This window comes from Methanothermobacter wolfeii, assembly GCF_025397995.1.
Lineage (GTDB): Archaea > Methanobacteriota > Methanobacteria > Methanobacteriales > Methanothermobacteraceae > Methanothermobacter > Methanothermobacter wolfei.
Genome location: NZ_CP104550.1, coordinates 1,326,098 through 1,339,649 on the forward strand (window position 1 = coordinate 1,326,098; position 13,552 = coordinate 1,339,649).

Annotated in this window: 11 protein-coding genes and 5 tRNA genes; all 16 read left to right on the forward strand. The window is 50.3% G+C overall.

What is annotated here, in order from left to right; translation table 11 throughout:
• Positions 1-6 precede the first annotated feature (6 nt).
• A complete protein-coding gene (locus N5910_RS07210) occupies positions 7-1,227 on the forward strand; it encodes a phosphoglycerate kinase (RefSeq protein ID WP_074359331.1) in 1,221 nt (406 codons plus the stop codon).
• Positions 1,228-1,267: 40 nt separating this feature from the next.
• A tRNA-Thr gene (locus N5910_RS07215) sits at positions 1,268-1,341 on the forward strand.
• A gap of 18 nt (positions 1,342-1,359) precedes the next feature.
• A tRNA-Pro gene (locus N5910_RS07220) sits at positions 1,360-1,434 on the forward strand.
• A 43-nt stretch (positions 1,435-1,477) separates the two neighbouring features.
• Positions 1,478-1,551: transfer RNA gene (locus N5910_RS07225), tRNA-Tyr, on the forward strand.
• A 130-nt stretch (positions 1,552-1,681) separates the two neighbouring features.
• Positions 1,682-1,753 (forward strand) — tRNA-Asp (locus N5910_RS07230).
• An 8-nt stretch (positions 1,754-1,761) separates the two neighbouring features.
• Positions 1,762-1,835: transfer RNA gene (locus tag N5910_RS07235), tRNA-Lys, on the forward strand.
• 42 nt (positions 1,836-1,877) lie between these two features.
• Positions 1,878-2,111 carry a DNA-directed RNA polymerase subunit H gene (locus N5910_RS07240; RefSeq protein WP_261599478.1) on the forward strand — a complete coding sequence of 78 codons (234 nt, stop codon included), beginning with the start codon at positions 1,878-1,880 and terminating at the stop codon, positions 2,109-2,111.
• 66 nt (positions 2,112-2,177) lie between these two features.
• Complete coding sequence (locus N5910_RS07245; protein ID WP_191216124.1) at positions 2,178-3,722, forward strand: DNA-directed RNA polymerase subunit B''; 1,545 nt, start codon at positions 2,178-2,180, stop codon at positions 3,720-3,722.
• 24 nt (positions 3,723-3,746) lie between these two features.
• Entirely contained in the window at positions 3,747-5,558 is a 1,812-nt protein-coding gene (gene rpoB, locus N5910_RS07250) for a DNA-directed RNA polymerase subunit B (RefSeq protein WP_074359334.1), read from the forward strand.
• Between the two features lie 38 nt (positions 5,559-5,596).
• Positions 5,597-8,209 carry a DNA-directed RNA polymerase subunit A' gene (rpoA1, locus tag N5910_RS07255; RefSeq protein ID WP_074359335.1) on the forward strand — a complete coding sequence of 871 codons (2,613 nt, stop codon included), beginning with the start codon at positions 5,597-5,599 and terminating at the stop codon, positions 8,207-8,209.
• A 17-nt stretch (positions 8,210-8,226) separates the two neighbouring features.
• The gene (gene rpoA2 / locus N5910_RS07260; RefSeq protein WP_261599479.1) at positions 8,227-9,576 is read left to right on the forward strand and encodes a DNA-directed RNA polymerase subunit A''; all 1,350 of its coding nucleotides are present in this window, start codon (positions 8,227-8,229) and stop codon (positions 9,574-9,576) included.
• 10 nt (positions 9,577-9,586) lie between these two features.
• Entirely contained in the window at positions 9,587-9,883 is a 297-nt protein-coding gene (locus N5910_RS07265) for a 50S ribosomal protein L30e (RefSeq protein WP_074359336.1), read from the forward strand.
• 6 nt (positions 9,884-9,889) lie between these two features.
• On the forward strand, positions 9,890-10,321 hold the full coding sequence (locus N5910_RS07270) for a NusA-like transcription termination signal-binding factor (RefSeq protein ID WP_074359337.1): 432 nt from the start codon (positions 9,890-9,892) through the stop codon (positions 10,319-10,321).
• Between the two features lie 21 nt (positions 10,322-10,342).
• Positions 10,343-10,768 carry a 30S ribosomal protein S12 gene (locus N5910_RS07275; RefSeq protein ID WP_191216127.1) on the forward strand — a complete coding sequence of 142 codons (426 nt, stop codon included), beginning with the start codon at positions 10,343-10,345 and terminating at the stop codon, positions 10,766-10,768.
• Positions 10,769-10,773: 5 nt separating this feature from the next.
• A complete protein-coding gene (gene rpsG, locus N5910_RS07280) occupies positions 10,774-11,334 on the forward strand; it encodes a 30S ribosomal protein S7 (RefSeq protein WP_191216128.1) in 561 nt (186 codons plus the stop codon).
• Positions 11,335-11,351: 17 nt separating this feature from the next.
• On the forward strand, positions 11,352-13,544 hold the full coding sequence (locus tag N5910_RS07285) for an elongation factor EF-2 (RefSeq protein WP_261599480.1): 2,193 nt from the start codon (positions 11,352-11,354) through the stop codon (positions 13,542-13,544).
• Positions 13,545-13,552 lie beyond the last annotated feature (8 nt).

Here is a 13,552-nt window from a genome sequence, read left to right on the forward strand (position 1 = left end):
TCTTCAATGTCCTTTAACTTTAAGACCATCGATGACCTTGAGGTGTCAGGGAGGACCGTCCTTGTCAGGGTGGATATAAATTCACCTGTTGACCCACAGAACGGGACCATACTGGATGATACAAGGATAAGGCTCCATGCAGAAACGATACGTGAACTCTCGGACAGGGGAGCCAGAACCGTTGTGATGGCTCACCAGAGCCGGCCCGGGAAGAAGGACTTCACCACCCTGGAGCAGCACGCCCACGTACTCTCAGGGATACTTGAAAGGCCAGTCAGGTACGTGGATGACATCTTTGGCTGCGCTGCAAGGGAGAGTATAAGGGAGCTTAAGGATGGTGAGGTGCTGCTCCTTGAGAACGTGCGCTTCTACTCCGAGGAGGTCCTCAAGAGAAGCCCATCTGAACAGGCCGAGACGCACCTTGTAAGGAAGCTATCACCCCTTATTGACTTCTTCATAAACGATGCATTTGCAGCAGCCCACAGGTCCCAGCCTTCCCTTGTTGGCTTCGCAGTTAAGCTGCCATCCGCCGCAGGGCGTGTAATGGAGAGGGAGCTTAAAACCCTTTACAGTGCCCTTAAGGATGTTAAGAGGCCCTGTGTCTATGTGCTGGGCGGTGTGAAGGTGGATGACTCCATCATGGTCATGAAGAATGTCCTTGAAAACGGGAGCGCCGACCTCATACTGACAACTGGACTTGTTGCCAGCATATTCCTTGCAGGTTCCGGTGTGAAGATAGGGAGAGTGAACTGTGACTTCATTAAAAGCAGGGGTTACTGTGACTTCATAAAGGTTGCGAGGAAGCTTAAGAAGAAGTTCGGTGACCGTATACTTGTCCCCGTGGATGTTGCCGTGTGCAGGGATGGTAAAAGGGTGGATGTCCCTGTTTCAAAGATACCGAACCTCCAGATACAGGACATTGGAATGGAGACCATCAAGGTTTATGCCGAGAGGATCCGTGAAGCAAGGACCATATTTGCAAATGGACCTGCAGGGGTCTTTGAAAACCCTGATTTCAGTATCGGGACCCAGGACATCCTTAATGCCATCTCATCATCAGATGGGTTCTCGATTATAGGTGGAGGTCATCTTGCTGCTGCTGCGGTTAAGATGGGCTTTGAGGACAGGATAGGTCATATAAGCAGTGGTGGTGGTGCCAGCATAAGCCTGCTTGCAGGTGAGGAACTGCCTGCGGTGAGGGTGCTTGAGGAATGCACGCACCCCTAACCACAAACTATATAAGGGAGTAGTTACTAACATTGGAAATGCCTCGGTAGCTCAGTCTGGTGGAGCGCGAGACTTGTAATCTCGTGGTCGCGGGTTCAATTCCCGTCCGGGGCTTTAAATGATACTCATAGAGGGACCATAGGGTAGCTTGGTCGATCCTTTGGGCTTTGGGAGCCTGAGACCCCGGTTCAAATCCGGGTGGTCCCATCCACAAAGCTTAAATATACATCACCCCCAATGATGTATATCACCCGCCTTAGCTCAATTTGGCAGAGCATCGGACTGTAGATCCGAGGGTTGCTGGTTCAAGTCCGGCAGGCGGGACTTCACCATCGGTGTGAAAGCTTTAAATACTATGAAAATATACATTTAAAACATGTATGTCATACAGCAATGGTAAAGTATATAAGCAGGTAAAAGAGAGAACAGTGGTATGCTCTCATTCTGGAGACCTGCCCTGGTGGTGTAGGGGCTATCATGCGGGCCTGTCGAGCCCGCGACTCGGGTTCAATTCCCGGCCAGGGCGTTCCTTCAGGGCCCGTAGCTCAGTCTGGCAGAGCGCTTGGCTTTTAACCAAGTGGTCGCGGGTTCAATTCCCGTCGGGCCCGCTATCTAATTTTACGGTGACTTTTTATCTGGAGGACTGAATTGTGAAGAAGGATATCTTGAAACACCAGCTGGTTCCGGAACATGTTGTTTTGAATGATTCTGAAGCAAAAAGGGTGCTGAAGGAGCTGGATGTGCATCCAGAACAGCTGCCCAAGATAAAAACAACTGACCCTGTGGTGAAGGCCATAGGTGCTAAAAGGAGGGATATAGTGAAGATAATTCGTAGAAGTGCAACTGCAGAGGAATTCATTACATACAGGCTCGTTCAGGACTGATTTTCCAGATTAAGATAGGGTCGGCATGATAATTATTCATCATTTAATTTGTTTTGGAGGAAGTCCATGAAAAAAAGTGCATGGGGATTGGTAGACGCGTTTTTTGATAAGTACGACCTGGTGGACCACCACATCCATTCATACAACGACTTTGTGAGTAACAGGATACAGGAAATAATAGACACCAGCGAACCTATAGAACTTGAACAGGGCCAGTACACCGTTGAGACCGGGAAGGTTACCATCGAAAAGCCCTTCATAAAGGAGGCTGATGGTTCCAAGAGCAAGATATACCCTACAGAGGCAAGGCTAAGGAACCTGACCTACTCCGCCCATATGAGCCTTGAAATGAGGCTCCTCAAGGAGGGCGGCTCCGAGACAGAATTCGAGAAGGTCTACATCGGTGAACTGCCTGTTATGCTCAAATCAGAGATATGCCACCTGCATGGTCTCGGAAGAGATGAACTCATTGAAAAGGGCGAGGACCCGGCAGACCCTGGAGGCTACTTCATCGTCAATGGATCAGAGAGGTCCATTGTAACAATGGAGGAGATAGCCCCCAACAAGATAATCCTTGAAAGGATAGGTGAAGAGGATGAGAACAGGGCAAGGGCCATCGTCACATCCCTAAGGAGCGGTTTCAGGGCAAGAATATCCCTCGAGTACAGGAAGCCCCGGAAGACAGGCGTCTTCCTGAGGATATCGTTCCCCTACGTCCCGGGAGAACTTCCACTTGTAATCCTCCTGAGGGCACTGGGCCTTGCAACCGACCAGGAGATCATCACAAGCATATCAGATGACTTCAACTATCAGATGATAGCTGCAGACGACATCCAGGTATCCCTTGACAAGCTGAAACTTGACAGCGATAAAATGGAAGAAATGGATGAAGAAGAGAGAAGGGAATACCTCATAAGAAGCGCCATAAAATACATCGGTAACCGCGTTGCCAAGGGCATGACCGAGGATTACCGTATAAAAAGGGCCGAGGATGTTATTGACCGTTATCTTTTACCGCACATAGGAACAGAACCCGATAAGAGACTTGAAAAGGCAGTGTACCTTGCTGAGATGACAGAGATGCTCCTGCAGGTCATCTCAGGGGAGCGCAAACCCCACGACAAGGACCACTACACAAACAAGCGCCTCAGGGTATCAGGAGACCTCATGGAGGACCTCTTCAGGGTTGCCTTCACAAGTCTAACCAGGGATATGAGCTACCAGCTCGAGAGGAGCCTTGCAAGGGGAAAGGAACCCTCTGTAAAGCAGGCCGTGAGATCCGACGTCCTGAGCGAAAACCTGAAGCACGCCATCGCAACAGGTAACTGGGTCGGTGGAAGGGCAGGTGTGAGCCAGCTACTGGACAGGACAAGTTACATGGGTACACTCTCCCATATGAGGAGGGTTGTATCACCACTGAGCAGGAGCCAGCCCCACTTCGAGGCAAGGGACCTTCACCCGACACAGTTCGGTAAGATCTGCCCCAACGAGACCCCTGAAGGTCCGAACTGTGGTCTTGTCAAGAACCTCGCCCTCATGGCCAAGATATCCGAGGGCTCAGACCCTGATGAAATTGAAGAAGTCATCAAAAAAATGGGGGTTATTAACTAATTTTTTCCACCGGGAGGCTGTTACGTGAATAAAACCAAGATCTACATTAATGGAAAACTTATAGGGACCTGCGACAATCCTGAAGAATTTGTTGAGGAGATACGGGCTAAGAGAAGGTCCGGAGAAGTATCCCATGAAATGAACATAACCCACTACCCTGAAAACCATGAGATATACATCTTCACGGATCCCGGGAGGGCCAGAAGACCCCTGATCATCGTGGAGGACGGCGAACCCCTCCTCAAGGAGGAACACCTTGAAAAACTCAGCTCCGGTGAAATGGAATGGGACGACCTCATATCACAGGGGATTATAGAGTACCTTGACGCCGAGGAGGAGGAGAACACCTACATAGCAATGAGCCCCGAGGAGGTCACAGAGGAACATACCCACCTTGAAATTGACCCGTCAACCATGCTGGGTATCTGTGCAGGGATCATACCATTCGCAAACCACAACTCATCCCCAAGGAACACCATGGAGGCGGGGATGACAAAACAGGCCCTTGGTCTCTACGCATCAAACTATGACCTCCGTACGGATACACGCGCCCACCTCCTCCACCACCCCCAGGTCCCCATAGTCAAGACAAGGATAATCGACGTGATAGGCTACGATGAAAGGCCATCCGGTCAGAACTTCGTGGTGGCAGTCATGTCCTACGAGGGCTACAACATGGAGGACGCCCTCATCCTCAACAAGGCATCCCTTGAAAGGGGCCTTGCAAGGTCATCATTTTTCAGGTCATATGAGGCAACGGAACGCAGATACCCCGGGGGGCAGGAGGACCGCTTCGAGATACCTGAGAAGGGTGTCCGGGGTTACCGTTCAGAGAGGGACTACAGGCACCTTGACGAGGACGGTATAATCAACCCAGAAACAGAGGTGTCATCAGGCGATGTGCTCATCGGTAAAACATCACCGCCCCGTTTCCTTGAAGAGATCGATGAATTTGGAACGGTTGCAGAGAGAAGACGTGAAACATCGGTAACCGTGAGGCGCGGGGAAGAGGGAATCGTTGACGCCGTTCTCCTCACAGAAACCGTTGAGGGAAGCAGACTTGCCAAGATAAGGGTGCGTGAACAGAGACAGCCAGAATTCGGTGACAAGTTCGCATCAAGGCACGGTCAGAAGGGGGTTGTGGGCCTCATAGTATCACAGGAGGACATGCCCTTCACAGAGGACGGTGTTGTACCCGACCTCATAGTGAACCCACACGCCATACCCTCAAGGATGTCGGTGGGACAGGTCCTTGAGATGCTTGCAGGTAAGGCCGCCTGCATGGAGGGGCGGCGCGTGGACGGAACACCCTTCACCGGTGAGGAAGAGAAGGACCTGAAGGAAGCCCTGAAGGCCAACGGATTTGAAAGTGCAGGTGTTGAAACACTCTACAACGGCATAACCGGGGAAAGGATAGAGGCCGAGATATTCATAGGCGTTGCATACTACCAGAAACTCCACCACATGACAACAGATAAGGTATACGCGCGTTCAAGGGGTCCGGTGCAGGTCCTTACAAGACAACCCACAGAGGGAAGGGCGAGGGAAGGAGGTCTCAGATTCGGTGAAATGGAAAGGGACTGTCTGATCGCCCATGGAGCAGCTCTGGCCCTGAAAGAGAGGCTTCTTGATGAATCAGACAAGTACGAGGCCCTCGTATGTGCGGAATGTGGTATGATAGCCATCTACGACAAGATCAGGGACAAGAAGTACTGTCCAATATGTGAGGACTCTGAATCATTCCCTGTGGAGATCTCATACGCATTCAAATTACTCCTGGACGAGCTTAAAAGTCTATGCATCTTCCCAAAGCTTGTACTTGAAGATAAGGCATGATAATGGATTTAAGGGAATAAACCAAAGGAGAGAATACCTTGAGAGGAATTTTAAAGAAAATTTCCCAGATAAACTTTGGGCTCATGTCCCCTGAGGATATAAGGAAGATGTCCGTGGCCCAGATAGTGACACCGGACACCTATGACGAGGACGGGTACCCCATCGAGAACGGACTCATGGATCCAAGGTTAGGGGTTATAGATCCAAGTCTGAGGTGCAGAAGCTGCGGTGCCAAGGGTGGTGAGTGCCCCGGGCACTTTGGAAGCATAAACCTTGCAAGGCCCGTGATCCATGTTGGTTTTGCAGACACCATACACAAGATACTCAGATCCATCTGCAGGAAATGCAGCAGGATACTCCTGACGGAAACAGAAATCCAGGACTACCGGCAGAGGATACTTGAAGCCATGGAGAGGGAGGAAAGCCTCACACCCATAATAAAGGAGATATACGCAGAGGCAAGACGTGACAGGTGCCCCCACTGTGAGGAGGAACAGGAAGAAATAAAACTTGACAAACCGGTTTCAATCGTTGAGGGCGACTACAAGCTAACACCAAGTGAAGTCAGGGAGCGCCTTGAGAGGATAACCGACAATGATTCCCTTCTCCTCGGAGTCAACCCGGAGGTTGCAAGACCCGAATGGATGGTCCTCACCGTACTCCCGGTCCCCCCGGTTACCGTGAGACCATCAATCACCCTGGAGACAGGTGAAAGGTCAGAGGACGACCTCACCCATAAACTCGTTGATATCCTCAGGATAAACCAGCGCCTCAAGGAGAACATGGAAGCCGGAGCGCCCCAGCTCATCGTTGAGGACCTCTGGGAGCTCCTCCAGTACCATGTGACAACCTACTTCGACAACGAGGCATCAGGAGTGCCGCCTGCAAGGCACAGGTCAGGAAGGCCCCTCAAGACCCTGGCCCAGAGACTGAAGGGTAAGGAGGGTCGTTTCAGGAGCAACCTTTCAGGTAAAAGGGTTAACTTCTCAGCCCGTACAGTCATATCCCCTGACCCCAACATAAGCATAAACGAGGTGGGCGTCCCTGAACTGATAGCAAAGGAGGTCACGGTACCGGTCTATGTCACCGAGTGGAACATAGACCGCATGAAGGAGTACATAGAAAACGGACCGGACGTCCACCCCGGCGCAAACTACGTTATAAGACCCGACGGCCGGAAGATAAGGATCTACAATGAGACAAAGGATGTTGTGCTGGAAAACCTCAAACCCGGCTACATAGTTGAAAGGCACCTCAAGGACGGGGACATAGTGCTCTTCAACCGTCAGCCATCACTCCACAGGATGTCAATGATGGCCCATGAGGTCAGGGTCCTCCCCTACAAGACCTTCCGTCTAAACCTCTGCGTCTGCCCCCCATACAACGCTGACTTTGACGGTGACGAGATGAACATGCACGTGTTCCAGACAGAGGAGTCCCGTGCAGAGGCCAAGACCCTCATGCGTGTCCAGGAGCATATCCTTTCACCAAGGTTCGGCGGACCCATCATCGGGGGTATACACGACCATATCTCAGGAGCATACCTCCTCACAAGGAAAAAGGCTGTTTTCAGTGAGGAGCAGGCCTTCCAGATCCTCAAGAAGGCAGGGCTCCCCCTCCCCGACAGGGAGGGCCGCGAGTGGACAGGTAAGGAAATATTCAGCATGGTCCTCCCGGACGACCTCAACATGGTTTACCGTGCGGAGATCTGCAGGAAATGTGACGAATGCCTTGAGATGGACTGTGAAAACGACGCCTACGTTGTCATAGAGAACGGTCAGCTGGTAACAGGTGTCATTGACGAGAAGGCCTACGGAGCATTTGCAGGTAAGATACTTGACCAGATAGTGAAGGAGTATGGAAGCGAAGCCGCCAGGGAATTCCTCGACTCCGCCACAAAACTGGCTATTGCCGGTATAATGCATGCAGGTTTCACCACCAGTACCAACGATGAGGAGATCCCTGAGGAGGCCAGGGAACGCATAGAAGCCCATCTCAGGAATGCCGAGGCCCGTGTAGACCAGCTCATCGAGGCATATGAGAACGGTGAACTCGAACCCCACCCCGGAAGGAGCCTTGAGGAAACCCTCGAGATGAAGATAATGCAGGTCCTCGGTGAGGCCAGGGACAAGTCAGGGGAGATTGTAGAGAGCTACTTTGACATGGACGAGAACCACGCGGTTATAATGGCACTTACAGGTGCAAGGGGTTCCATGCTTAACCTGACGCAGATAACCGCATGTGTCGGTCAGCAGTCTGTCCGTGGTGGTCGTATAACAAGGGGGTACGACAACAGGACGCTTCCCCACTTCAAGAAGGGAGAACTCGGTGCTAAGTCACGTGGATTCGTGCACTCAAGTTACAAGGAGGGACTCGACCCCATTGAATTCTTCTTCCATGCCATGGGTGGAAGGGAAGGTCTTGTGGACACCGCCATCCGTACAGCCCAGAGCGGTTACATGCAGAGGCGTCTTGTGAACGCCCTCCAGGACCTCACGGTGGATGAGAATGGAAGGGTCGTTGACAACAGGGGAGTTATCATACAGACCCGCTTCGGTGAGGATGGCGTGGACCCGGCGAAGAGTGATTACGGTAAGATAGTTGACCTTGACAAACTCGTGCAGGAGATAAGGCTTAAATCAGGGAAGTGAAGGGGTAAGGTGATTCTGTGCAGGACGTTATTAAAAAGATAGAGGATTACTCCTCCAGGAACGGGATTATGCTCCCGGACCCTGTCACCGAATACGTGGCAGGGATTGCTGAGGAGGAAAAACTGAAGGACCCCGAGCTCCATGACCTTGTAAGGCTCTTCAGCAGGATATGTGAGAGAAACAGGGGCCTTGAAGGAGAAGAACTGTTAAAGGCCGTGGAGGATGAATACCTCAGGATACTGAAGGTCAGGGAGCTCGTCAAAAGGAAGAGGGCCAAGTTCCCCCCGAGGCTCATTGAAGAGATAGCTGAAGCAATTAAAAGGCACGGCCTCAGTGACGATGAACTCGATGAACTTGTAAGGGGTGTCAGAAGGGCCTATGAACGTGCCATGGTTGAGGCCGGTGAAGCCGTTGGTACAGTGGCCGCCCAGTCAGTCGGTGAACCAGGTACCCAGATGACGATGCGTACCTTCCACTATGCAGGGGTGGCTGAGCTCAACGTTACACTTGGTCTCCCCAGGCTCATCGAGATAGTGGATGCCAGGAAGAAGATATCCACCCCAACAATGAGCATATACTTTGAAGGCGACAGGAAATACGATGAGGAGTTCGTGAGGAAAAAGGCCAACAAGATAGGTAAGAGCACCCTCAACGATGTCCTTAAAAATTTCAGCATCCAGTATGCCGACATGTCAGTTGAAGCAGAGCTGGATGATGAGAAAATCCGTGAAAAACACCTTGAATATGATGATATAATAGCCAAGGTGGAAAAAACTTTTAAGAAAGTAGAAATAGATAACAACATACTGAGATTTGAACCCCCCAAGCCAACCATAAGGGAGCTCAGACTGCTTGCAGATAAAGTAAGGAAACTCCAGATAAGCGGGGTTAAAAATATAGGCAAGGTGGTTATCCGTAAAGAGGATGATGAATGGGTAATCCATACAGAGGGTTCAAACCTTGGAGCTGTTCTTAAAGAAGAGGGTGTGGATAAGGTCAGGACGACCACCAACGACATTCATGAGATAGAAACAGTCCTTGGTATAGAGGCAGCCAGAAACGCGATAATTCACGAAGCAAAGAGAACCATGGAGGAACAGGGTCTCACCGTGGACATAAGACATATAATGCTCGTTGCAGATATGATGACTGCCGATGGTTCTGTCAAGTCCATTGGAAGACATGGTATTAGCGGTGAGAAAGCGAGCGTCCTTGCAAGGGCTTCTTTTGAAGAAACCGGGAAACACCTTCTAAGAGCAAGTATCAGGGGAGAGGTCGATCATCTCACCGGTATTATAGAGAACATTATTATAGGGCAACCTATACCCCTGGGTACAGGTTCCGTTAGTGTTATAATGAAAAAATAGGAGGCAGTAGATGGACATAGATAGAGGAATACGAGTCGCTGTAGATACTGGTAATGTTATTCTTGGATCAAAGGAGACAGTCCAGAACCTTAAACTGGGTAAAGGAAGACTGGTTGTAATGGCCAGTAACATTCCAGAGGACCTGAAGGAGGATATAGAATACTATGCTGGTCTATCAGAGATTCCAGTTTACACTCATGAAGGCACCAGTGTCGAATTAGGCTCTGTATGCGGTAAACCATTCACCGTGGGTGCCCTCCTCATCAAGGACCCCGGTGATTCAACAATACTGGAAATTGTGGGGTAGGTTCCTGTGACCATCAAATTCACCACCAACGAGATAAGGTACATTGCACTATTTGAAAGCATGACCGGTGCAATGGTAAAGGACTGCATCGTTGACGACGATAGCGGCAGGATAACATTCCTTGTTAAGAAGGGAGATATGGGTCTTGCCATCGGTAAAAAGGGAAGCACAGTTGCCAAGGTTCAGAAGGCCGTTGACAAGGGCGTTGAGGTTATCGAACACTCAAACGACCCTGTGGAGTTCATAAAGAACCTCATGGCACCTGCAAAGGTGAGGAGCATAAGGATACTCCAGAAGGAGAACGGTGAAAAAATAGCCACAGTAGAAACCGATCCCAAAAACAAGAGAATCGCCATTGGAAGGGGCGGGCAGAACATTGAAAGGGCCAGACTACTGGCCAGGAGACAGCATAACATAAGCAACATAATAATAAAATAAATTTCAGAGGAGGAATTTCATTTGCCAGGACTTTTCGCAGCAAAAAAGCTCAAGAGTAAAAGACAGAATTTTAGATGGAAGGACACACATTACAAGAGAAGATCACTGCGCCTTGACGTGAAGACAGACCCCCTTGAAGGAGCACCTCAGGCAAGGGGCATCGTAATAGAAAAGGTGGGTATAGAGGCAAAACAGCCCAACTCAGCCATAAGGAAGTGTGTGAGGGTTCAGCTCATAAAGAACGGGAAGCAGATCACGGCCTTCGCACCTGGAGACGGCGCCATTGGTTTTATCGATGAACACGACGAGGTCGTTGTTGAAGGAATAGGAGGACCATCAGGGAGGTCCATGGGCGACATCCCTGGTGTTCGATGGAAGGTTACGAAGGTTAACAACGTGTCCCTCCAGGAAATGGTTAAAGGAAAAATAGAAAAACCAGTGAGGTAATCCCTATGAGTTTAGTTTTTGACAGATGGGAACTTAACGAGGTGAAGGTCGAAGACATGGGCCTCGCCAAGTACATATGCCTTGATGATATCCTCGTCCCCCACACCATGGGAAGGCACGTGAAGAGACAGTTTGCAAAGTCAAAGGTCTCAATCGTCGAGAGACTCATAAACAAGGTTATGAGGACCGAGAGAAATTCAGGTAAAAAGAACAAGGCCTACAAGATAGTCCAGGAGGCCTTCGAAATAATAAACCGGAGGACAAAGGAGAACCCTGTTCAGATCCTTGTGAAGGCCGTTGAAAACACATCCCCCAGGGAGGAGACAACAAGGATCAAGTACGGTGGTATAGGGTACCAGGTTGCAGTGGACATATCCCCCCAGAGAAGGGTGGACCTATCCCTTGGATTCATAACCAAGGGCGCCATGCAGGCAGCATTCAAGAACAAGAAATCCATAGAGGAATGCCTTGCAAATGAAATCATGCTGGCTGCAGACTACGATACAAGGAGCTTCGCAATCCAGAAGAAGGAAGAGAAAGAAAGGATAGCCAGATCCGCACATTAAACTTACAGGTGGTTTTAGTGAGCAGACGTGCAAAAATGATTAGCAAGATTAAGGAGCTCATGTACCAGCCGGACTATATCCGTAACATCGGTATAGTGGCCCACATTGACCATGGGAAAACAACACTCTCAGACAACCTCCTGGCTGGTGCAGGGATGATCTCAGCTGAACTGGCAGGGGATCAGCGTTTCCTTGACTTCGATGAACAGGAACAGGCAAGGGGTATAACCATTGACGCTGCAAACGTATCAATGGTCCACTCCTACGAGGGAAATGAGTACCTAATAAACCTTATAGACACTCCAGGTCACGTTGACTTTGGAGGAGACGTTACAAGGGCAATGAGGGCCGTGGATGGAGCAGTAGTTGTTGTATGTGCAGTTGAGGGTATAATGCCCCAGACAGAAACCGTGCTGAGACAGGCCCTCAAGGAAAACGTAAGACCGGTCCTCTTCATAAACAAGGTGGACAGGCTTATAAATGAACTTAAACTGGATGCCAATGAACTCCAGGAGAGGTTCATAAAGATAATTGCAAACGCTAACAAACTCATCAAGAACATGGCCCCTGAGGAATTCAGGGAGAAATGGCAGGTGCGTGTTGAGGACGGAAGTGTTGCATTCGGTTCCGCATACCACAACTGGGCTATAAACGTTCCAATAATGCAGGAAACCGGTATAAACTTCAATGACATCTACAAGTACTGTAAGGAGGATAACCAGAAAGAACTGGCCCAGAAGGTCCCGCTGCACCAGGTCATCCTTGGAATGGTCGTTGAGCACCTCCCAAGCCCTGCAGAGTCCCAGGCCTACAGGGTGCCCATCATATGGTCCGGTGACCTTGAAAGTGAGGAAGGTCAGGCCATGCTCAAAACAGACCCTGATGGCCCCCTTGCAGTGATGGTGACAGACGTAAGTATTGACAAGCACGCAGGGGAAGTTGCAACAGGCCGTGTCTACGGTGGTGCCATAGAGAAGGGAAGCGAAGTCTTCCTTGTGGGTTCACACAGCAAGGCACGTGTACAGCAGGTCGGAGTCTACATGGGGCCTGAAAGGGTTAACACGGATAAGGTCCCTGCAGGTAACATCGTTGCAATAACAGGTGCAAAGAATGCCGTTGCAGGGGAGACCATCTGCGACGTCGGAAGGAAGATAAAAGCCTTCGAGGGTCTTGAACACATCTCAGAACCCGTTGTTACAGTTGCGGTTGAAGCCAAGAACACCAAGGACCTGCCAAAACTCATAGAGGTGCTTAGACAGGTGGGTAAGGAGGACCCCACCGTCAGGGTTGAGATCAATGAGGAGACAGGCGAACACCTCATATCAGGTATGGGTGAACTGCACCTGGAGATCATAGCCTACAGGATAAATGAGAAGGGTGTTGAGATAGAAACCTCAGAGCCAATCGTTGTCTACAGGGAGACTGTCTCAGGCACCGCAGGTCCTGTTGAGGGTAAATCACCCAACAAGCACAACCGCTTCTACATAGAAATCGAACCCGTTGAAGAATCTGTTATGAAGGCCATACAGGAAGGTAAAATAAAGGAAGGCCGTGTTAAAGGTAAAGAGATGGCCAAGACCTTTATAGAGGCGGGTATGGATAAGGAGGAGGCCAGAAGGGTCTGGGATGTATATGAGAAAACCCTCTTCATCAACATGACCCGTGGTATCCAGTACCTTGACGAGATCAAGGAACTCCTCATGGACGGGTTTGAGAGCGCCATGGACAACGGTCCAATCGCAAAGGAAAAGGTCATGGGTGTTAAGATAAAGCTCATGGACGCCAAGATACACGAGGACGCTGTCCACAGGGGTCCGGCACAGGTGCTGCCCGCCATAAGGAAGGGTATCTTCGGTGCCATGATGTCTGCAGAGCCCACCATACTCGAGCCAATACAGAAGGTGTTCATCAACGTTCCTCAGGACTACATGGGAAGCGCGACACGTGAAATACAGAACAGGCGTGGACAGATCGTTAACATGACCCAGGAGGGTGACATGGTAACGGTGGAATCAACGGTGCCTGTTGCAGAGATGTTCGGATTCGCAGGCGACATCCGATCAGCCACAGAAGGAAGATGCCTATGGTCAACAGAGAACGCTGGATTTGAGAAACTGCCAAACGAACTCCAGCACACAATCATAAGAGAAGTGAGGACAAGGAAGGGTCTCAGCCCAGAGCCATACAAGGCAGATCACTACCTGGGTTAACCCTCCCA

What these genes read in the sequence shown, in the direction of transcription:
- N5910_RS07210 (WP_074359331.1), top strand. Translation starts at nt 7, where the DNA reads ATGTCCTTTAACTTTAAGACCATCGATGACCTTGAGGTGTCAGGGAGG.
- N5910_RS07245 (WP_191216124.1), top strand. Translation starts at nt 2,178, where the DNA reads ATGAAAAAAAGTGCATGGGGATTGGTAGACGCGTTTTTTGATAAGTAC.
- N5910_RS07265 (WP_074359336.1), top strand. Translation starts at nt 9,587, where the DNA reads ATGGACATAGATAGAGGAATACGAGTCGCTGTAGATACTGGTAATGTT.
- rpsG (WP_191216128.1), top strand. Translation starts at nt 10,774, where the DNA reads ATGAGTTTAGTTTTTGACAGATGGGAACTTAACGAGGTGAAGGTCGAA.